21 protein-coding genes are annotated in these 21,871 nt (G+C 41.0%); 10 read left to right on the forward strand and 11 right to left on the reverse strand.

The window, feature by feature from the left end; all coding sequences use genetic code 11:
* Positions 1–47: 47 nt before the first annotated feature.
* The 8 genes from NSS80_RS14305 to sppA form a co-directional block, all read right to left on the reverse strand.
* Positions 48–563 (reverse strand): MogA/MoaB family molybdenum cofactor biosynthesis protein, encoded by a 516-nt coding sequence (locus NSS80_RS14305; protein ID WP_056768188.1) that lies wholly within the window; start codon positions 561–563, stop codon positions 48–50.
* Between the two features lie 105 nt (positions 564–668).
* A complete protein-coding gene (locus tag NSS80_RS14310) occupies positions 669–1,853 on the reverse strand; it encodes an acetate kinase (protein WP_024424808.1) in 1,185 nt (394 codons plus the stop codon).
* Between the two features lie 412 nt (positions 1,854–2,265).
* Positions 2,266–3,240: a class I SAM-dependent methyltransferase gene (locus tag NSS80_RS14315; protein ID WP_025092266.1), complete on the reverse strand. Its 975-nt coding sequence runs from the start codon at positions 3,238–3,240 to the stop codon at positions 2,266–2,268.
* Positions 3,241–3,328: 88 nt separating this feature from the next.
* Positions 3,329–3,829, reverse strand: a complete 501-nt coding sequence (tpx, locus tag NSS80_RS14320; protein ID WP_024424810.1) for a thiol peroxidase — start codon at positions 3,827–3,829, stop codon at positions 3,329–3,331.
* A gap of 112 nt (positions 3,830–3,941) precedes the next feature.
* Entirely contained in the window at positions 3,942–4,394 is a 453-nt protein-coding gene (ytfJ, locus tag NSS80_RS14325) for a GerW family sporulation protein (protein ID WP_007501733.1), read from the reverse strand.
* 14 nt (positions 4,395–4,408) lie between these two features.
* Positions 4,409–5,116 (reverse strand): DUF2953 domain-containing protein, encoded by a 708-nt coding sequence (locus NSS80_RS14330; protein ID WP_342498334.1) that lies wholly within the window; start codon positions 5,114–5,116, stop codon positions 4,409–4,411.
* A gap of 98 nt (positions 5,117–5,214) precedes the next feature.
* A complete protein-coding gene (locus NSS80_RS14335) occupies positions 5,215–5,739 on the reverse strand; it encodes an RDD family protein (protein WP_024424812.1) in 525 nt (174 codons plus the stop codon).
* A gap of 14 nt (positions 5,740–5,753) precedes the next feature.
* Positions 5,754–6,755, reverse strand: a complete 1,002-nt coding sequence (gene sppA / locus NSS80_RS14340) for a signal peptide peptidase SppA (protein ID WP_024424813.1) — start codon at positions 6,753–6,755, stop codon at positions 5,754–5,756.
* A gap of 445 nt (positions 6,756–7,200) precedes the next feature.
* Here sppA and NSS80_RS14345 point away from each other — a divergent pair, with 445 nt between their 5' ends.
* The 8 genes from NSS80_RS14345 to NSS80_RS14380 all read left to right on the forward strand — a co-directional run bounded on the left by NSS80_RS14345 (position 7,201) and on the right by NSS80_RS14380 (position 15,577).
* A complete protein-coding gene (locus NSS80_RS14345) occupies positions 7,201–8,004 on the forward strand; it encodes an NAD kinase (RefSeq protein ID WP_024424814.1) in 804 nt (267 codons plus the stop codon).
* A 114-nt stretch (positions 8,005–8,118) separates the two neighbouring features.
* Positions 8,119–9,561 (forward strand): DEAD/DEAH box helicase, encoded by a 1,443-nt coding sequence (locus NSS80_RS14350; RefSeq protein WP_224426968.1) that lies wholly within the window; start codon positions 8,119–8,121, stop codon positions 9,559–9,561.
* Positions 9,562–9,749: 188 nt separating this feature from the next.
* The gene (locus NSS80_RS14355; RefSeq protein ID WP_342498335.1) at positions 9,750–10,805 is read left to right on the forward strand and encodes a fatty acid desaturase; all 1,056 of its coding nucleotides are present in this window, start codon (positions 9,750–9,752) and stop codon (positions 10,803–10,805) included.
* 118 nt (positions 10,806–10,923) lie between these two features.
* Positions 10,924–12,060, forward strand: a complete 1,137-nt coding sequence (locus tag NSS80_RS14360; protein ID WP_024424817.1) for a sensor histidine kinase — start codon at positions 10,924–10,926, stop codon at positions 12,058–12,060.
* Complete coding sequence (locus NSS80_RS14365) at positions 12,057–12,656, forward strand: response regulator transcription factor (RefSeq protein ID WP_041115006.1); 600 nt, start codon at positions 12,057–12,059, stop codon at positions 12,654–12,656. The genes NSS80_RS14360 and NSS80_RS14365 overlap by 4 nt, the downstream gene beginning before the upstream one ends.
* A gap of 197 nt (positions 12,657–12,853) precedes the next feature.
* On the forward strand, positions 12,854–13,774 hold the full coding sequence (locus tag NSS80_RS14370; RefSeq protein WP_034279589.1) for an iron-hydroxamate ABC transporter substrate-binding protein: 921 nt from the start codon (positions 12,854–12,856) through the stop codon (positions 13,772–13,774).
* 109 nt (positions 13,775–13,883) lie between these two features.
* A complete protein-coding gene (locus NSS80_RS14375) occupies positions 13,884–14,573 on the forward strand; it encodes a response regulator transcription factor (RefSeq protein ID WP_025092270.1) in 690 nt (229 codons plus the stop codon).
* Positions 14,573–15,577: a sensor histidine kinase gene (locus NSS80_RS14380; RefSeq protein WP_041115005.1), complete on the forward strand. Its 1,005-nt coding sequence runs from the start codon at positions 14,573–14,575 to the stop codon at positions 15,575–15,577. Before NSS80_RS14375 ends, NSS80_RS14380 begins: the two co-directional genes overlap by 1 nt.
* Before the next feature lie 57 nt (positions 15,578–15,634).
* On the opposite strand, the gene NSS80_RS14385 is transcribed toward NSS80_RS14380, so the two are convergent.
* Together NSS80_RS14385 and NSS80_RS14390 are read right to left on the reverse strand one after the other, a co-directional pair.
* Positions 15,635–16,888 (reverse strand): FtsW/RodA/SpoVE family cell cycle protein, encoded by a 1,254-nt coding sequence (locus NSS80_RS14385; RefSeq protein ID WP_041115004.1) that lies wholly within the window; start codon positions 16,886–16,888, stop codon positions 15,635–15,637.
* Positions 16,879–17,223: a PadR family transcriptional regulator gene (locus NSS80_RS14390; protein WP_041115002.1), complete on the reverse strand. Its 345-nt coding sequence runs from the start codon at positions 17,221–17,223 to the stop codon at positions 16,879–16,881. Before NSS80_RS14390 ends, NSS80_RS14385 begins: the two co-directional genes overlap by 10 nt.
* 327 nt (positions 17,224–17,550) lie before the next feature.
* Between NSS80_RS14390 and NSS80_RS14395 the strand changes: the two genes are divergently transcribed.
* Positions 17,551–18,312, forward strand: a complete 762-nt coding sequence (locus tag NSS80_RS14395; RefSeq protein WP_041115000.1) for an ABC transporter ATP-binding protein — start codon at positions 17,551–17,553, stop codon at positions 18,310–18,312.
* A complete protein-coding gene (locus NSS80_RS14400; protein ID WP_041114998.1) occupies positions 18,302–20,239 on the forward strand; it encodes an ABC transporter permease in 1,938 nt (645 codons plus the stop codon). The genes NSS80_RS14395 and NSS80_RS14400 overlap by 11 nt, the downstream gene beginning before the upstream one ends.
* Positions 20,240–20,277: 38 nt before the next feature.
* Here the strand turns inward: NSS80_RS14400 and NSS80_RS14405 are convergent, their stop codons facing one another.
* Positions 20,278–21,630: an amidohydrolase family protein gene (locus NSS80_RS14405; protein ID WP_041114996.1), complete on the reverse strand. Its 1,353-nt coding sequence runs from the start codon at positions 21,628–21,630 to the stop codon at positions 20,278–20,280.
* Positions 21,631–21,871 lie beyond the last annotated feature (241 nt).

The raw sequence follows: 21,871 nt of genomic DNA on the forward strand, positions 1-21,871 counted from the left end.
TTTATGAAAAAAACTCTGCCAAATTTTCTTGGCAGAGTCATTTTGGGCTATTTTTGATCCTTTTCAAGCTCTCGTAAGACATGAGGAAGCTCTGGAATCACGAGTTTGGTCATGGCTAAACGAACGGCTCCGGTAGATCCCGGCGTGGCAAAGACAGCCTTTTGATTGACGACCCCTGCCGTTGCCCTGGATAAAATAGCAGCTGAACCTATGTCTTCTGTATAACTGAGCATGCGGAAGATTTCACCAAAGCCAGGCAGTTCCTTGGAAAAAAGAGGAGTGATCGCTTCAATGGTCACATCCCTTGCGGCAATCCCTGTTCCGCCATTTAACAAGACGGCATCTATTTTCGGTTCGCTTGTTCCTTCGAGCACAGCGTCTTGAATCGATCCTATATCATCTTTTACAATATCGTATGCAAGAACAAGATGTCCCTGTTCTTTGACCAAATCAATCATCAGACGGCCGCTTTTATCTGTATCTTTCGTTCTTGTATCACTGACCGTAATGACTTTCACATAAAGCCTTTCTTTCGCCTCACGTTTATGTTCTGTCACGCTCATCTTTCGCACCGCTCCCTTTTGCTTCATATTGGACAACATTATAGCATGCTGCTTTCAACAGAAAAAAGCTCTTTTCCTTATTGGAAAAGAGCTTTTCAAACTTGATTACGCTAAACGCATAACGTCTCTTGCAATCATTACTTCTTCGTTTGTAGGGATGACAATCACTTTTACAGGAGAGTGCGGGTAGCTGATGAATGCTTCTTCGCCTCTCATGTTGTTTAAAGAAGGATCCCAGTAAACGCCCATGAATTCTAGACCACGAAGTACACGTGCTCTTACTTCTGAACTGTTTTCACCGATTCCAGCTGTGAAGATGATCGCATCTACGCCATTCATTCTTGCTGCATAAGAACCGATATATTTATGAATACGGCTCGCAAAAATATCAAGAGCAACTTCTGCACGGTCGTTTCCTTCTTCTGTTGCTTCTTCGATATCACGAAGGTCACTTGACAGACCAGACACACCTAAAAGACCACTCTTCTTATTCAAAGTAGAAAGCACTTCTTCAGCAGTATGTCCTGTTTTTTCCATAATAAATGGAATAAGGGCAGGGTCAATGTTACCAGAACGTGTACCCATTGCAACACCTGCAAGTGGTGTAAAGCCCATAGATGTATCGATTGATTTTCCGCCTTCAACTGCTGCAATACTCGCACCATTTCCAAGGTGGCAAGAAATTAGACGAAGCTCTTCAAGCGGACGGCCTAATAGCTCTGCTGCACGCTCTGTAACGAACTTGTGGCTTGTCCCGTGGAATCCGTATTTACGAATACCAAAGTTTTTGTAGTAGTCGTACGGAAGGCTGTATAGGTAAGACTGCTCTGGCATAGTTTGGTGGAATGCTGTATCGAACACAGCAACCGCTGGTACGTCAGGCAGAATTTGTTTGAATGCTTTGATTCCTACAACGTTTGCAGGATTGTGAAGTGGTGCAAGCTCTGAAAGCTGATCAATGTCATTGATCACTTCATCAGTTAAAAGAACAGAATCGCTGAATTTCTCTCCGCCGTGAACAACGCGGTGTCCTACGCCATCAATTTCATTAAAGTCTTTGATGATGTGAAATTCAGTTAGTTTTTCAAGCAGCATTTTGACCGCTACTGCGTGATCTGGAATATCTGTCACTTCTGTTTTCTTTTCTCCATCTACAGAAATCGTGAAGATACTGTTGTCCATTCCGATTCTTTCAACAAGCCCTTTTGTTAAAACGGTTTCTTCTGGCATGTCGAACAATTGGAATTTAAGAGATGAGCTTCCTGCGTTGATTGCAATAATTTTGGACATTACTGTCGCTCCTTTTACTCAGTTGTTATATAAGGTTTCACGTTTTTTCCGGTGCTATATTCAACCTGTTTGACGGGTCTTTTATAGTTTAACGATAAGTCCGAAAAATATCTGACTTTTTCATTTAAACATTGAAAACTTTGCATTTCAAGTGCACCTTCAAACTGTTATCGCTTACATCAATAAGTCGTTATTTTCTGAATAGTAAAATATCCAGATTATTGACAAAGAGCTAAAATGATTTTTATTTTAGCTCTTTGTTTTCTTTTCAGCGTGATAGAAAACCTTTGCAGCTCTAGGAAGGGCGAGCACCGGAGTAGAGCGAATTTGGGATTCGTGAGCACCGGAGCGCAGAACTGCGGGCGAATGCGAGGGTTTGTTTACACGCTGAAATAGCCAGAAATCACTCTGGCTATTCTTTCGTTTCTTTTTCTTCTATAAACCACTGGTCTAATTTTCTCATCACACCGACCATTGCTTCCTTCTGTGAGAAAGATGGAAGATTGGCAAACAGCATTCGTTTTGGTGCTTTCAGCCCTTCTTTTTTCTTTTGCATCACAAATAAGCTTTTGGCGTGTTTTTTATCCTTAAACATGGACACTGGCAGCTGAATTAACGCATTCATATACGCATGATCTTTGATGAAATCCTTTAATTGTACGCTCTCTTTTCCTTCAAACAAATCATTTGGAATGATGAAGAATAAGAAGCCGCCTTCTTTTGTGTAGCGAAGGCTTTGTTCAATGAATAAATAATGGGCAAAGGCATGTCCTTCTTTTGCCTTTAATTCAAAGTCTGCTGCACGCTCATCATTTGGATAATAGCCCACTGGGAGACTGCATACAGTGACATCTGCCGGTGAGATCAGAAGCGGCTCAAGACTGTCCTGGTGGAAAAGCTCAACTTCTTTCTCCTCTAAATTCGCCTGGGCCCAAGCAATTTTAATGAGCACATCATCAATTTCAGATGCAAAGCCGCGTTTTGTTTCTGCAGTGAGATTATTTAAAACAGCAAGAAGTAAGTTTCCTGTTCCCGCTGCTGGATCAAAGACTACGAGCTCTTTTTGACCGTCTAAAAATTTATTCACCAAATAGCTGACAAACAGTCCAATCGTATCTGGTGTCATCTGGCGATTTGGGTGAGAAATATCCTTTTGACCTTTCAATACGGCGAGCTGAAACGCTTTACGAATCTGCTCATGATCATAAGAAGCAAAATCTGCTTTTTCTATTAAATCCTTTAATAAACCGTTTCGATCATTTGCTTGGAAAAAGGCTTCTCCTGCTTCTGCCAATGCTTCAATATAGGAAATGCCCTGTTCCTTTTTTAATCGAATAGAAGCTGTATCGAGCAGTTCAAAAATAGTACTTACTTGATCTTTCTGCAATGCTTTTCTCTCCTCGCTTTGTTAAAAGCTATATTTTCTCATTGAAAAGAGCCCCAGGATGAAGCCGGAGCTCTTGTCGATGCTGCTTTTATAACAGTGATTTTGCAGCTTCAATGGCTTTTTCATAATTTGGGTGATTCGTTGCTTCACTTACGTATTCAGTGTAAACCACTTTTCCGTTAGGGTCTAATACAAAGACTGCGCGTGCCAATAAACGCAATTCTTTCATATACACTCCGAATGCTTCACCAAATGACATATCTCTGTGATCAGATAATGTTTCGACATTTTCAATTCCGTTTGCTCCGCACCAGCGTGCTTGTGCAAATGGAAGGTCTGCACTAATCGTATAAATATTGACCGGACCTAAACCGGCTGCCTCTTCATTGAAACGTCTTGTTTGTGCGTCACACACACCTGTATCAATAGAAGGAATCACTGAGATGATCGTCACTTTTCCTGCTAAATCAGAAAGTGAAACTTCTCCAAGTGAGTTCGTTAATACCGTAAAATCAGGAGCCTGCTCGCCTACTTTTACTTCATTTCCTACAAGCGTGACAGGACTTCCTTTAAATGTGATCGATGCCAAAACAATTCCTCCCTTTTCAAATGTATGGTTCTATCATAGTAGAGAAAGCAAAAAACTGCAAAGCCTAATCGTCCCTTTTGCAAAAAAAGTTAACTGCAGCGCAGCTAACTTTTTAAAGGTCTATGTCATCTAGTTTTCGTTCTTTGTGACGGTGCTCCCGCTCATCCTTCTTAAACATGTGCTGAAGACGTTCAATTGCTTGAGGAGCAGAATCCAATATTTTATCGAGCAGATGTGTGTGTTCATCCAAATGAAGCATTCGAACTCCGTTTGTTCCTACAATTAAGAAGGCGATTGGTGTAATCGACACCCCGCCGCCGCTTCCGCCGCCAAATGGGAGTCTCGGCTCTTTTCGTTCCTGTTCATCAGAACGTTTTTCTTTCTTTTGGTTCCCGTTAAATTCACTGCCGCCGGCTGCAAATCCAAAACCAACCTTTGACACAGTGAGAATGACACTGCCGTCAGGGGTTTCGACTGGATCGCCGATGATTGTATTCACATCTATCATTTCTTTTAAGTTTTCCATCGCTGTCTTCATGAGACCTTGGATTGGATGATCTGCCATTTTCGGGTTCCTCCTTAAACAGATGATTCATTCTTCGTTGCTTGAAGAGAGGCACTTTTTCTCGCCTTTCTTCCTTTTAACCAATGGACAAGTAAACGAATGGCTGCAAGCATAGCATGTCCAATACGAAAATATGATATACATGTAAACTGAGTCTGTGACACATTGTGCTGAAAGGCTGGAATGACTTCATACACCGGTTTATGCTTAAAGGTGAGATGCTCCTGCATAAAGGCAAGCAGTGCTCCTTTCACTGACCACACACCGCCAGCTGCTACACCTGTTAAAGCGGCGTCATGAAAGCCGATCCATGTCGACCAATGAAATGAGACAACCCTTATGTGAATGAAGAATTTGCGCATGATCCGGTTTAAATCGACAATCTCTTTTGTGATGCGCTCCATTTGATGAAGGATTTGCTTCATATCACGCTTTCCTACTTTTTTATGCATCGATTCTTTTTCGTGATCAGGGTTTTTAGCGCTTCCCATTTTCTTTTCACGAATATCAATCGTTTGGTCTTCTGGATTGACCCTCACCATCGGAATATCTTTTTTGAGTCTGACCAATCCATATAAGGTGATGACCTTCAGTGCAATGTGGTCATTGTCGTTTGTATGCGAATAGTCCAGCGAAATGGTTACTTTCATGAAAATCAACAAGATCACAAGAAACAAAAACGCTGCGATCCAAACGTAAAGCACTGTGCTCACTTCCTCCATAACAAATGATGCTTCCCCTACGATTATGGCTCTCATTCTGGATTTTATACCCAATCAACAAAAAAGAGTTTGACCGGTACCCGGCCAAACTCCTCTGATTATACGTTTGATTCTGTTTTTTCATATAAATGTTCATGGACGACCACCGTATCGGCAAAGTAATCATGAACCCCTTGCTTTTTCGGTGAGAACCCAACGATAGCATAGAGAATAAAGATCGTATTAATGTAGCGCCCCACAATCTCTCTAAAGAAAATAACATCCCATGCCAGCTTCTTCTCAGGCTGAAGTGAGACCACTTTAATTCCAAACACCATCTTGCCAAGTGTTTGTTGAAAGATTTTCGTCATGATGGCGAAATAAAGGAGGAATACAATCGTCGTTGTGACGGAAAATGGAGAAAACCATCCCCCTCCTTTGGACCAGCCAAACAGACTAAAGATTGGAGAAACCGTCAAATGGTTTACACCCCAGACGACGAGCCAATCAAGAATAAATGCCCAAAATCTAATCCAAAAACCTGCAAACGCCTGTGCTTCAATTGAAGCGCGCTTCACAAAGGCCGGCTTCGATTCTTCCTCTTGGCTGCGGCTTTCGCTTACTTCATCGAATGTAGAATCCATCTATGATCCCTCCTTTATTTTGAATAGAGATACATCGGTTTAGACCCATTTGAGCCAGCCAGTGTTTCTTTTAAATTCAGAAAATCAATTTCGCTTTTAAAGAGCTTGCTTGCACTCATGTTGAAGAGAGAGTTCCAGCCAAAGCTTTGAGAATAGCTGACCACTGTTGCTCCTTTTAAGCCTTTTTCATTTTTCTTCATCGCTTTTAATGCATCTTCATAATACCCAAGCTCATCGACTAATCCGTTCGATTTTGCCTGTGTCCCGTCATATACTCGGCCGTCGGCAATTTTCTTGACTTCCTGTTTTGACATGCCGCGTCCTTCCGAGATTACTTTGACAAATCCTTCATAAGAGTTATCGACCATGCTTTGCATGATGTTGCGCTCATCTTTTGTCATATCACGGTTTGGAGACATGATATCTTTGAATTTCCCGCTCTTAATCGTTTCATATTTAATACCCAGATTATCTGCAAGCTTAGAATAATTCAAGCTTTGCATGATGACCCCTAACGACCCTGTTAATGTTTCAGGTGAAGCAAAGATTTTCTTCGCTGGAGTTGACACGTAGTAGCCGCCAGAAGCTGCCATTGAACCCATAGATACGTAAATCGGCTTCTTCGCTTTTTTCACTTCTTCTAATTTTTTATGTATTTCAGCACTTTCATAGACACCGCCGCCAGGAGAGTTTACGCGCAGAAGTACACCTTTTACAGAAGCATCCTCTTTCGCCTTATCTAGTTCCTTGAGGAATGCACGATGATCATAACCTTCTCCGCCTAATAGGCTCGATGCGCCGCCATTATCTTGAATGGTTCCATTAATCTCAAGAACAGCAATCTTGCCTGCACCGCTGCCATTCTCTAGTACCTTCTCTTCTATTTCATCCCCGAATTGATAGCTCATTTTATTGTCATTGAAGCTATCGAACAAGGCCATCGTGACACTAATCACAATTGAAAATCCGAAAACACCAAGTGCAATAATTAGCGCTACCCATCTTTTCGCATTCATCTTTTTCTCCTCCTTTTTATCTCACTTCATTCATACGAATGCCCACATGAAATGTTTCACAGGAATTGTGGTTTTTTTACATTTCATGTAGGCATATGATAGCACCTCTCTTAAATAACGATCAACTTTACATCGTCTACTTAGACATGCGCATGACGAAAAATTGGCTTTTTTATCCTCTCCCTGCACCTAATAGGCTATATCTTCACCGCAACGAAACACCTAAACCATTCTTTCATGAGAAAACGACTATTCAATTATGCTCAGGATTCAGTCATTTCAAATCACTCACATCGACTCATTTCTCATAAAGCATTCCGGTCATCAGACGGTTCTTTCTAAAGTTTTTACTTTCATATGAAAAAAGTGTAAAATGTGAGCAAGGGTTTTCATGTAAGCCCTTTATCATTGAAAATTATTTTTGACAGCAAAGGGGAGAACGTCAATGACAGACAATCGTCGCAATGTATTTTTCTTTTACAAAAAAGATCATGAATTGGATGGACACATTTCTTCTCTCGAGAAGCTCGCTACCGATCAGGGCTTTCACGTCGTCAAGCGTGCAGAGGATGCCCATATTATTGCTTCAATTGGCGGGGATGGCACATTTCTTCAAGCAGTACGTAAAACAAACTTCCGGGATGACTGCTTGTATGTAGGGGTATCAAAATCAGAAAATACGCACTTATACTGCGATTTCTCGTTAGAGCATTTTGATAAAATGATTGATGCCATGAACACTGAACAGCTTGAAGTGAGAAAATATCCGATCATCGATGTAAGCGTTGACAGCACAAACCAGTTCCATTGCTTAAATGAACTGTCGATCCGCTCCAGCATTATTAAAACATTTGTGATCGATGTGTATATAGATGATTTCCACTTTGAAACTTTTAGAGGCGACGGCATGATTATTTCCACTCCGACTGGTTCAACGGCTTACAATAAATCCGTGAGCGGCGCCGTGGTTGATCCGATGCTTCCTTGTATGCAAGTCACAGAGCTTGCATCGCTGAATAACAACTCGTACCGTACATTAGGCGCTCCTTTCATCTTGAGCAGTGACCGCAAGCTGACGCTCAAGGTAGTGCAAGATGGAAACGATCATCCAATTATCGGGCTTGATAACGAAGCGCTCGGCACAAAACACGTCAAACAAATTGACATTGGCCTTTCAGGAAAAGTCATTAAAACGGTGAAATTAAAAGACAACTCTTACTGGGAAAAAGTAAAACGCAGATTCCTTTGAGAATTTGTCCGCACGCTGAAAGCTCCTTTACGGGGCTTTTTTTTATGGCTTTTCATTCACCCTTATGGTTATGGTATGATGTCACAAGTATGAATGTACGAAAAGGAGAACACGATGACATTACAACATTTTGATCAATATCCATTAAGTGATGAATTGAAACAAGCGTTAGAAGCGCTTCACTTCCATACACCTACACCCGTTCAGCACGAGACATTATCCGTTGCTTTTTCAAAGCAGGATTTAATCGTCAAATCTCAGACTGGGAGCGGCAAGACTGCAGCCTATGGTCTGCCGATTTGTGAAATGGTTGATTGGGCTGAAAATAAACCTCAAGCCCTCATCCTCGTTCCGACACGAGAACTAGCCATGCAGGTCAAACAAGACCTCACAAGCCTTGGGCGATTCAAACGAATCAAAGCCGCAGCCATTTATGGAAAAGCCTCTTTTCAAGCGCAGAAAGTAGAGCTTTCACAGAAAAACCATATTGTGTGCGGGACACCAGGCCGCATTTTGGATCACCTTGAGAAAGGCACCCTTTCTTTAGAAAATCTCAAATTTTTCGTGTTAGATGAAGCGGATGAGATGCTGAACATGGGATTTATCGATCAAGTCTCTTCTATTATTCAGTATCTGCCGCCAAAGCGCATGTCGATGCTGTTTTCAGCGACAATGTCTGATGACATGAAAAAATTGAGCGAACAGTTTTTACAATCTCCAAAAGTCATTGAGATTGCACGTGAAGAAACGTCTGTACAGCAAATCACCCACACCGTCATTGAAACGGAAGAAGAATCGAAATTCTCCCTTCTTCAGCGTACGATCGTCATTGAAAATCCAGATAGCTGCATTATTTTCTGTAATACACAAGACAGGGTGAATGAACTCACGCTGAAGCTGGACGAATGGGATGTGCCCTGTGACAAAATTCATGGCGGTATGAGACAGGAAGACCGCTTTGATGTGATGGATGAATTTAAAAAAGGTGAATTCCGTTATCTGATCGCAACAGATATAGCAGCCCGGGGAATTGATGTCAGTGATATGACACATGTCATTCATTATGATCTTCCTTATGAAAAAGAGCGCTATATTCACCGGACTGGCAGAACAGGCAGAGCGGGAAAAAGCGGGAAAACGATTGCGTTTATGACAAAGAATGCAAAACCGCTCATTGATGAATTAAAGCAGGATGCCGGCATAGACTTTCAAACTCAGCCTTATCCGACAAAGGAAGAAGCAGAAAAGCATGTAGAAAGCTTTGAAGAAAAGATTGAAACGCCTATTCAAAAGGAAAATAAACAGGCAGGCGTTGAGAAGGATATTATGAAGCTTTATTTTAACGGCGGAAAGAAAAAGAAGCTGCGGGCTGTTGATTTTGTTGGGACCATTGCCAAAATAGAAGGCGTTGCATTCGATGACATTGGGATTATTACGATCCAAGACACAAAAACATATGTAGATATTTTAAACGGCAAAGGCCCTCTTGTGCTGAATGCCATGCGCCACACAACCATTAAAGGCAAGCAGTTAAAAGTACATGAAGCACGTTCATAAAAAGTGAGGGCCCAGCGCCTTTACTTTTTTTATTTATATTGAAATAAGCTCAAAACCGTATCCCATCAGCCTTTTTGATGACAAACATGACAAATGTCATATTGAATACATGATGGGTGCTACTATGAGCATGACACCTTTCCTTCTATACTTTGAAGTAGAAAGAAACGGAAAGGACTTGAACGTTCATGACGACTTCAACAAACACACAGCAGCAAGCTACTTTAAGAAAACAAGTGGGTCAATTCTCTGGTGCTGATTCGAAAAAAAGTATCATTCAACTCTTTAATACATTCATTCCATTTTTAGGGCTTTGGTTTCTTGCCTATTATAGCCTGAATATCTCCTACCTTTTAACCCTCTTTTTCGCGGTTATTGCAGCTGGTTTTTTAGTGCGTGTCTTTATTATTTTTCACGACTGCTGCCATCAATCCTTTTTTAAACAGAAGCCGCTGAATCACCTGTTCGGTTTTTTAACGGGCGTACTCACCCTTTTCCCTTATCTTCAATGGCAACGAGATCATTCAATTCACCATGCCACAAGCAGTAATTTAGACAAACGAGGTACTGGCGACATTTGGCTCCTAACAGTCAAAGAATATCAAGAAGCATCAGCATGGACGAAATTTCGCTACAGATTTTATCGTAACCCTTTTGTGATGTTTATTTTAGGACCGATCTTTGTTTTTCTCTTAAAAAACCGTTTCAACGTCAAAAATGCTCGTAAAAAAGAGCGTTGGAACACGTATTTCACAAACGTGAGCATCATTGCGTTAGCAGCCGCAACATGTCTCCTTATTGGCTGGCAGGAATTCCTGCTTGTTCAAGGTCCGATCTTCCTGATCTCAGGATCTATCGGTGTATGGTTGTTTTATGTACAGCATACGTTTGAGGACTCTTATTTTGAAGCAGATGAACATTGGAACTATGTGCAGGCAGCTGTTGAAGGAAGCTCCTTTTACAAATTGCCAAAGCTTCTTCAATGGTTGACAGGTAATATCGGCTACCATCATGTCCATCATTTAAGCCCAAGAGTACCGAATTATCTTTTAGAGCATGCCCATGACCAAAGTGAACCGCTGCAAAATGTCCCGACCATCACGTTGAAAACAAGCCTTGAGTCGATGAAATTTAGACTGTGGGATGAGGAAACGAAAGCATTTGTGACGTTTAGAGAAGCACGGCAAGCTAAGAAGATGAACGTTCCTGTTATCAAAGGAGACATTCTCAAGAAAAATGCATAATCGGCGCAGGCTCTTTCTTACACGAGAAGGAGCTTGTTGTCATTTACAGGATGCACCAATAGGCTGAATTTGATAAAGTAAGGAAAAACAATGAAAAACGAAAAAAGGTGGCACACGGATGAAAAAACAGTTTAAACTTCAAAAATTGCATGGGATTTCCCCCTATATATGGGCCATTTTTTTCATCCTGCCCTTCTATTTTATCCTTAAGACACCTTCGACTTTAGGTATTGTGATCGGCATTATTTTGAACGTCGTCTTTTTCGCTGTGTATCGTTTTGCCTTTGTTGCAAAAGGCTGGTCATTATATGTCTTTGGCCTATTATTGATCGGTATTTCAACTGGTTATGTGATGCTCTACAGCTATATTTATTTCGCTTTTTGCATCGCCTATTTTAACGGACATATTAAACGAAAAGTTCCCTTTTATATCTTGTACTATATCCACTTGGCGAGTGCCGCCGTGGCAGTGAACTTTAGTTTGATCTTAAAAAAGGGCTGGTTTCTCACACAAATTCCTTTTGTCGTCATCACTCTGATTAGTGCCATTCTTCTTCCTCTCAGCATTCGGAGCAGGAAGGAACGTGAACGGCTTGAGGAGAAATTAGAATATGCCAATGAACGGATTGCAGATCTTGTGAAACTTGAAGAAAGGCAGCGCATTGCACGCGACCTGCATGACACCCTTGGACAAAAGCTTTCTTTGATCGGTTTAAAAAGTGATCTTGCCCGTAAACTCGTGTATAAAGACCCTGAACAGGCTCGTGCCGAACTCAAAAGCGTCCAGCAGACCGCCAGAACGTCTCTCAATGAAGTGCGGAAGATTGTTTCCTCCATGAAAGGCATCCGAATCAAAGATGAAATGTCGAACATCGAGCAAATTCTCGAAGCAGCTGGAATTGAATTGATTTATGATGAAAAGGAAGCACCGAAACACATCTCACTTCTGAACGAAAACATTGTGAGCATGTGCATCAAAGAGGCGGTGACGAATGTCGTCAAACATAGTGATGCAACGGTTTGTAAAATCACCATTCACCAAAAGTCAAAGGAAGCCATCATCACCGTTGAGGATGACGGAACATTTAAAGGCGACTATCCATCCTCTCAAACGAAGGGTCACGGCCTTTTAGGAATAAGAGAAAGATTGGAATTTGCAAATGGCCGCCTGCGGATTGAAACAAAGGACGGGACAAAGCTCATTATGAGCATTCCAAATGATTCAGCAGCAAAAGAAAAGGAGGGAATGAAATGATCAACATCTTTATCGCGGAAGATCAGCAAATGCTGCTTGGTGCACTCGGTTCACTTCTCGATTTAGAAGACGATATGACGGTTGTTGGGAAAGGTACGAACGGCCAAGATGCCATCGATTTTGCCAAAACACACCCTGTTGATATTTGCTTAATGGATATTGAAATGCCGGGAAAAACCGGGCTTGATGCAGCGGAAGAGCTTAAAGGATCAGATGTGAAAATCATCATTTTAACGACCTTTGCCCGCTCCGGTTATTTCCAAAGGGCGCTAAAAGCTGGCGTCAGCGGCTACATGCTGAAAGACAGCCCAAGCGAGGAGCTGGCAAGTGCCATTCGCAGTGTGATGAAAGGGAAAAAAGTGTACGCACCTGAATTGATGGAAGACTTATATAGTGACGAAAACCCTTTAACGGAGCGAGAGAAATCGGTTCTTGAACTCGTCGCAGATGGTAAAAACACAAAAGAAATTGCAAAAGAACTCAGCATTAAAAGCGGCACTGTCCGGAACTACATTTCCATTATTTTAGATAAGCTGGAAGTGAAAAACCGCATCGAAGCCATTACACGATCAAAAGAAAAAGGCTGGTTTAAATAAAAAAAAGATCAGGACACATGCTGCCTTGATCTTTTTTTATCGAAAATCCCCTCTTTATTTTTTTATCACCAGCTATCAAAATGTCATTGACAACAGCCCACAGTTCTATGATATGATATCCAAGTGATAATAATTATCATTATCACTAATACAACCAATATCCGGCTTATGTGCCGATTTCAAAGGAGTCTACATTCATGAAGAAAATATTGTTCCCTCTGATGCTCATCTTTGTACTTGCATTGAGCGCATGTGGCAATAGCAGCAGCTCTTCCTCAAATAAAGGAAATCAATCCACATCATCAGACAAAATTACATATCAATCTGAAAATGGGCCTGTGAAGCTGCCAGCGCATCCAAAACGTGTTGTTGTGCTCGGTTCTTACACAGGGAATGTCATGTCACTTGGTGTGAACCTTGTCGGCGTTGACTCTTGGTCCAAAAAGAATCCGCGTTTCCAAAAGAAATTAAAAAATGTGGAAGAAGTATCTGATGCAAATGTAGAGAAAATCATGAAGCTAAAGCCTGATGTCATCATTGGCTTAAGCAATACTAAAAATGTAGAAAAGCTCAAAAAAATCGCACCAACCGTTTTATTTACGTATAACAAAGTTGATTACCTTCAGCAGCACATTGAAATTGGAAAAGTATTAAACAAAGAAAAAGAAGCAAAAGCTTGGGTTAAAGATTTCAAAAAACGCGCAGCTGAAGCTGGAAAAGAAATCAAAGCAAAAATCGGCGAAGATGCAACCGTTTCTGTCTTTGAAAGCGGCACAAAAGATCTTTACGTCTTTGGAGATGCATGGGGCCGCGGAACAGAAATTCTTTATCAAGCCATGAAACTGAAAATGCCTGAGAAAGTAAAAGAAAAAGCATTAAAAGCCGGCTACTACGCGGTTTCACAGGAGGTCATCCCTGAATTTGCAGGAGACTATATGATCATTAGTAAAAACAGCGAAATGGACAATTCCTATCAAAACAGTGAAATTTACAAGTCCATCCCGGCTGTCAAAAAACATCGTGTGTATGAAGCCAATGCAGAGGAATTCTATTTTAATGACCCACTCACACTTGAATTCCAACTATCATTCTTTAAAAAGCACTTTTTAGGTAAATAAGCTGAAGCAAGGGACCTCTTCCCTTGCTTTTTTCTTGTCTGCTTCTAGCGGCAGGGACTTTTTTCCGCTACAATGACAACAAGCGAATACAAAAAGTGTGGTGCTGATTTTGTTTAAGATTCTACTGATTGAAGATGATACAACCCTCTTCCAAGAAATCAAAGAACGTCTAGTCAACTGGTCCTATGATGTCTATGGGATTCAAGATTTTCATCAGGTGCTGCAGGAATTCACGTCTGTCCAGCCTGATCTCGTCATTATTGATATACAGCTGCCAAAATACGATGGCTTTCACTGGTGCCGGATGATTCGGCATCATTCAAATGTTCCGATCATCTTCCTCTCCTCAAGAGACCACCCTGCTGATATGGTCATGTCGATGCAGCTCGGAGCCGATGATTTTGTGCAAAAGCCCTTCCACTTTGACGTACTCATTGCCAAAATTAGTGCTGTTCTTCGCCGCGTGCATGATTATAATGCAGAACCGGCCAGCCTAAAGGTATGGTGCGGCGCTGCGATTGACCTAGAAAAAAACACCGTAACAAATGATCACGGTGAGGTTGAATTAACGAAAAATGAGTTATTTATTCTCAAGGAATTGATTCAGCATAAAAATCATATCGTCAGCCGTGAATCACTCATTCAAGCATTGTGGGAGGATGAACGGTTTGTCAGTGACAATACACTGACTGTAAACGTCAACCGCCTCAGAAAAAAACTAGACGAGATCTCCCTTGGCGCCTTCATTGAGACAAAAGTGGGTCAAGGCTATCTTGCAAAGGAAAAGGATGATCAATGATGCTGCAAGCATTTTTAAAAGAACGAAGAAGCTGGATTCTTTTCTTTCTTAGTTTGCAGCTCCTCATTCTGTTTGTTGCTTATTTGGATACGACCATTCCAATCGCTTCTCTTTTTTATATTGTGCTATTGTCTACATTTCTCATGATTGTCTTTCTCTTTTTTCGATATCGAAAAGAAACGGCTTATTATGAGAGGCTCAAAGAATGGGATGATGACATTGAACATCAAATGCGGCTAACCCCCTCTTCCCCATTTGAGCAGCTCATCCATGATGCGACGTCAGAGCAAATTGCACGCTACCGGCGGATGGCAGCAGAGCAGAAAATCGCTCTTGAAGAAGAAAAAGATGAATTGCTCTCTTGGATACATGAGGTCAAAACACCGCTTACAGCGATGCGTTTAATGATTGACCGCTTAACAGATCAGCCGCTGAAATCAAATATGACGTATGAGTGGCTCAGAATCCATTTATTACTTGATGCCCAGCTGCACCAAAGCAGAGTACGTCATATCGAAAATGATTTATTCATTGAAAAGCTGGACCTGCAAAGCATCATAGCGAAAGAAATCAAGGCTCTCCAATCATGGTGTATGCAAAAAGGAATCGGCTTTGAGCTGACGCTGGAGGAACGTACCGTATTAAGTGATATAAAATGGTTATCCTTTATGATCAGACAGGTACTCACAAATGCAGTCAAATACAGCCATTCTTCCGATATTGTCATTGAAAGCAAGCAAATAGATGAAAAAGTCATGCTGACGATCACAGATCAAGGCAGAGGAATTGATCCAAGAGACATCTCTCGTATTTTTGAAAAAGGCTTTACCTCAACAAGACATCACAATGACACCGCCTCAACAGGAATGGGGCTCTATTTAACGAAAAAAGGAGCAGACGCTCTTCAGATCACGATCGAGGTCAACTCCACGATAGATGAAGGTACAACCTTCACCTTCATCTTTCCGAAAAAGAATGATTTTGTTCATATTGCGAGCATGTAGCAATCGCAATCTCTTCGCGGCTGTCAAAACTTGCGCGAAGAGATTGCGGTGGTTTACTTAGGAAATACTCCCCGCTTCTTGGCGAAAAACATCTCCCATCTGTCTCCGTCTATAAATACTTAAGATCAGCCCAACAGCCATCATTTCTAGAAGAATATGTGAACCTCCATAACTCATGAAAGGCATAGACACTCCAGATAAAGGCAGAAAGCCAAAGTTTGTGAAAATGCTTAAGAGACATTTTGCTGCAAACACAGCGGCTAAACCTGTCATGACCATTTTGCCATAAGCCATTTTCACTCGTTTTGCTGTATGAAATACTCTGTAAATAAAGATGACAAACAACATGAGCGCAATGAGCCCTGCGAACCAGCCAAATGAATAAATGATATATGTAAACATCCAATCCGTGTGAACTTCTGACATGGCATAAGGGGTGATCTGAAGCCCGTTTGAGCTGAATTCATGAACTCTATAAAAGGAAAGGTGCCCATCTGCTTGAAAAAGAGAAAATAATTCAACCATCAGATATAAAATGCCTGCTGCTGTCAGCATAATGATTTGCCATAAACTTGCGCTAGACACATACATCACGGTTAAGCACATGACCAGACAGATAACGGTCGCAGGAAGAAAACCAATCGTACTGATTAAAATAATCGGTAAAGCCATAATCCCTACTCCAAGCCAAGCTTTGAGCCCATTCTCCCAACTCCAATTGTGAAAGATACCTGCTAAAGAAATAGCTAGAAGAAAAGGCATAATCTCAGTCAAATTTATTGATACATCACTTATTCTTAAAAAAAGTATACCGTTCACTCTTGCCCCGAACATCATCGAAAAAATCAGCATTCCGAGTGTCCCAATGTATAAATGCCAAGAGTATTTCAATAAGCGCCGATAATCGAATGAAAACAAACCAAACATAAGCACTAGACCCACTAAATAAAAGGCAAGGCTTTTATAAAAAATGTTCATGTTTTGAAGATTTGTAAAATCTGAATGAAACTGCAAAAAGTACATCACAAACAGCCCGCAAAAACAAGTGGCTAACACTAGAAGAATCATTTTAAAATCCATTTGGGTTTTATGAGTTTCATGAAGCTGCATTCCAAGAATTTCCGCATCACCAATTTGGTTCAACGCTTGATCTACCGCCTCTTCTTCAGACACCCCAGCATTCATTGCTTCCTCTTTTAGTGTGTATAAATGATCCATCAGTTCAAGCTTTACACTCGAATGAACATCTTTATTTTTAATTCGTTTACATACACTTTTGACATACTTCTCGAACTTTTTATCTAATCCCATGCGATTTTCTCTCCATTCAAAACGCCATCAACTGCATGTTTAAATACTTTCCATTCTTCTTTCTTTTCCTGTATCAATGCTTTCCCTTGTTCATTGATTTTGTAATACTTTCTTTTCCGGTTGCCACTCCCTTCGCCCCAGTAAGAGATAATGAATTCTTTCGCCTCCAAATTGTGCAAAATAGGATAGATTGTCCCTTCTTTAAAACTGAAAATCCCTTCCGACTTCGCCTCCAATTCTTTAATCATTTCATATCCATACATTGGTCTTTCATTTAATAAGCTTAATATAAGGGTAGATGTACTTCCCTTTAGAAGCTCTTTACTCACTTTCATTCTTAGTTACCTCCAATACATAGATTTACTATGCATATATTCAATATGCATATCATACATGAATAAAATGACCATGTAAAGCTTCCAAACAACATCATGACATGAAAAATCAGAGAAGATTGATACATAAGAGTAAAAAACAGATAAAATAAATGGGGAAAGAAAACTCATCCTGATAAGAAACTGGTATACATACAATTTGTTTAAAAAACAGGCATGTGACAACAATGTCACATGCTCGTCTATTTTGTTCGCCAAATCGAAGGACGTCCAGCAGGCTTCTTTTTATACTAGAGATATCAATTAAAAGAAAAAGGGGTTCAGCAAATGAACATTTTAGAAGCTCGCAAAATTTATAAAAGCTATGGAAATAAATTCAACAAACAAGAGGTGCTGAGCGGTATTGATTTGAACATTGAAGCCGGGGAATTTGTCAGTATTATGGGGCCATCAGGCTCGGGGAAAACAACCCTTCTGAACGTATTGTCGTCTATCGATCATGTGTCCAGCGGATCCATTCGTATTGCAGATGCTGAGATGACGCAAATGAAGGATCAGCAGCTTGCGGAATTTAGAAAAAAGCAGCTTGGCTTTGTTTTTCAAGATTATAATTTACTTGATACACTCACGGTCAAAGAAAATATTCTTTTGCCTTTATCCATCTCCAAAACACCAAAAAAAGAAGCTTTTGAACGTTTTCAGCAGCTCGCAGAAGACATGGGGATTTATGAACTAAGAGACAAATACCCGAATGAACTCTCTGGTGGACAAAAGCAGCGGACATCGGCGGTGCGTGCCTTCATTCATGAACCAAGTCTTATTTTCGCTGATGAACCTACAGGGGCACTTGATTCCAAATCTGCATCTGACCTGCTCAACAAGCTGCAAGATTTCAATCGTAAACGAAAAGCGACCATTGTGATGGTGACACATGATCCTGTCGCAGCCAGCTATTCAAGCCGCGTCATTTTTATCAAGGATGGACAGATTTATACACAGTTGAATAAAGGCGCTTTAGAAAGAAAAATGTTTTTCGAGGATATTATGAAAACGCAAGGTGTCTTAGGCGGTGTGAAGCATGAACATTAATCAGCTCATCTTCCGTAACCTGAAGAAAAATTTGAAGAATTACTATTTATATGTGTTTGCTCTCGTGTTTAGTGTCGCGCTCTATTTTTCCTTTGTCACCTTGCAGTACTCACCAGCACTTGATGATGTAAAAGGCTCCATTAAGGGCGGTGCGGCGATCAAAGCCGCTTCTGTACTACTCATTGCCATTGTTGGGATCTTCCTGTTATATGCGAACAGCATTTTTATTAAACGCAGAGGGAGAGAAATAGGCCTCCTTCAGCTCATTGGCATGACGAAACAAAAAATTGCCAAACTGCTTAATGCAGAAAATTTTATTCTATACGTATTCTCCATGGGTGTTGGCATCATAGCTGGATTTATCGGTTCAAAACTCATGCTGATGGTGCTATTTAAAGTAACCGGCGTCAGCGCCATCGCCAACCTGCACTTTTCAGGCAGGGCCCTTTTACAGACACTTATCGTCTTTTTCATCATCTATGGATTAATCATGTTAAGAAATAGATGGTTTATTAATAGACAGACCATTTTATCTTTGTTTAGAACAACATCTTCGACAGAACAGCGTGTGAAAAAGATCTCTGTGTTTGAAATCATCATTGGGGTTTTCGGTATTGTCCTGATCAGCTCAGGCTATTATATTTCTTCTAAGCTTTTTACCGGGTCATATACGTCGATGCTTGAGTTACTTTTAGCCATGATTTATATTCTAGCCTCTGTCATCATCGGTACCTTTCTTTTTTACAAAGGCTCTGTTTCTTTCATTGCCAATATCGTACGTAAAAGAAAAAATGGCTATCTCGCCATTCATGAAGTGTTATCTTTGTCATCCATTATGTTCCGGCTAAAATCAAATGCACTGCTTTTAACGATTATTACAACCGTATCTGCACTTGCCATCGGTTTGCTGGCTCTTAGCTACATTTCCTATTACTCAGCAGAAAAAACCGCTGAGCAGCAAATTCCAGCTCATTTCGTCATGGGCTCAGAAAAAGAAGCAGCAACCTTCACTCGTGCACTTTCTGACAAACATATTGCTTATGATCAAAAGCAGGTCAAAGTGATTCAAGCAAAATTTGATGCGAAAAAAATCATGGATTCAGAGTTGAAAAATATGAATAATGATCCAGGCGTATTGACACTGCCTGTGATCAGTGAGAAAAACGCACCAAATATTCATGTGGAGAAAAGCGAAGTGATTTTAAGCGGCTACAGTGATCTATTAAAGAAATTCATGCCGATTCAAAGCTCAGGCGATGTGAAGCTTCTCATCAAGGAGCCTGTTGATTTGAAAGTCATGGATATGAAGAAAGATTATCTCATTTCTTACAACTTCACTTTTGGCGGTCTGCCTGTTGCCGTCGTGAGTCAAAATGTTTTTGAGGAGCTCGACAAGCAGAAAGATCCAAAGCTGCAGCTTGAGAATAGCCAATATAACGCAGTTAATATAAAAGATGATAAAAATCTTGAACAAGCAAATAGCGTGTTTACATCTTTAAAACTAAGTGACAAAAGCATGTCTCAATTAGCTTCAGCTCAGCAGCAAAAACAAACAATAGGACTAATGATGTTTGTGGTCGGATTTTTAGGTCTCAGCTTCCTTGTCACATCAGGCTGCATTTTATACTTTAAACAAATGAATGAAAGTGAAGAGGAACAAAGCTCCTACACGATCTTGCGTAAGCTTGGTTTTACTGAGAAGGATCTATTAAAAGGCATCCGGCTTAAACAGCTGTTTAACTTTGGGATTCCGCTCATCATCGGATTGCTGCACAGCTACTTTGCTGTACAATCAGGCTGGTTTTTGTTCGGCGGAGAATTGTGGACTCCAATGCTCATCGTCATGTCGATTTACACTGCCCTCTATTCTGTCTTCGGATTTCTGTCTGTCCAATATTATAAAAAGGTCATTAAAGAATCCTTGTAATCAATTCCCCATAGGCATCGCCTATGGGGTTATTTTATTTACGAAGGTGTTGATTCAAACTTGTGTGATAAAATATGGTCTCTTGCTGCATAAGCTTTTCGTTTGACCTCTTCTAGATTCACACCGACAAGCTTTCCGTTTTGTTTCACGGCTTTTCCAGCCACATAAACAGAATCAACATTTGAAGGGTGTGCCGTTTGGACAACCGCGCCAGCCGGATCTGTCATCGGCAGAAGATTCATGCTTGTCCGGTCGATTAGGATGAAATCAGCTTCTTTCCCAGGTGTAAGCGACCCAATTTTATGATCGAGCTGTAATGCACGAGCGCCATTGATCGTCGCAGCCTCAAGCATTTGATGAGCAGACAGCCCAAGTTCAGGCCCCGGCATGATCCCATCCATTAACAACGATTGATTTTGGATCGCGCGCTCTGCTTGAAGTCCGAATTTCATTTGGGCAAACAAATCTCCTCCTGTCGCTGTCACTACGTCTACACCGAGCGTTGGAAGAACACCTTGTGCAATCGCAAGTCCTGTGACAGGATAACCGTGACCCATCATCATTTCAATTTCAGGGGTAATGGATATGGAGCTTCCGCTGTCTGCCAGCATCTTCATTTGATCCGCATCAATTGCATTAATATGCACCATGTTCAAATCCGGTCCGAGTAACCCTGCTTTATGAAGCCGCTCAATCGATCGATCCTCCGCTCCCCAATTCCCAAAGCCGATGTGCATACTGCATAGAGCATCTAGAGACCGGGCTGTTTCAATTTCAAATACCGACGTCTCCCATGAAGAAAACTCTGGTCCACGAATCGCAAGTCCCATTGTTAAAAGCTGATCTGATGATTGAAAATGCGCTTTTTTCACACGTGCTGCGTCCTCCATATTGGTGAGCGTACTCTCTCTATCCCAATATTCAGCATCTCCAGAGGAACCAAAAGCAAAAACAGCTCGAATACCCGCATCTTTTAATCCTTCAATGAGCTCTTCTGTATGATCCATTGAATTGATCATCGTCCAGTCTAGAAATGTGGTCACGCCTGCATCTAAAGCCTCTAATGCCCCTAAATAATTGGCGATTCGATCGTCGGATGGGCGTCTCATCGATCCATAGTTGCCATAATAGATTTTGCTCAAATATGTCTGCAAAGACCAATCTGTTCCTATGCCCCGGATGACAGACTGCCACACATGCCGATGTGTATCTACAAGACCTGGCATGATGACCATATCAGATGCATCAACAATGTCAGCATCACTTACTTCAATTGAAGGTCCAACTTCTAAAATATGTTTCCCTTCAATTAATAAATCTCCCTTTTCAAGAAAACCTAAAGATGGATCCAGTGTTAAAAGAGCTGCATCTTTAAACAATGTTTTCTTCATCCATATCCCCCTTTTCAAATGACGAGGATGAGTGACCCCGCCTCAATGTCATTTTAAAACATAACAGGATCAAATTAGAAGAAAAGTGACTTATCTCAACATATGAAGAGCAGACGTTTCTGAAATAGTTCTTTCGATCATCCCAAACTCAAAGAATTTCATAGGTTTGATTCCGATATATTGTAAGACTGCTACACTTCCAACATAAAAAAAGCGCAGGATCATTACGTCCAAACGCTTC

This window comes from Bacillus sp. FSL M8-0350, assembly GCF_038593345.1.
Lineage (GTDB): Bacteria > Bacillota > Bacilli > Bacillales > Bacillaceae > Bacillus > Bacillus safensis.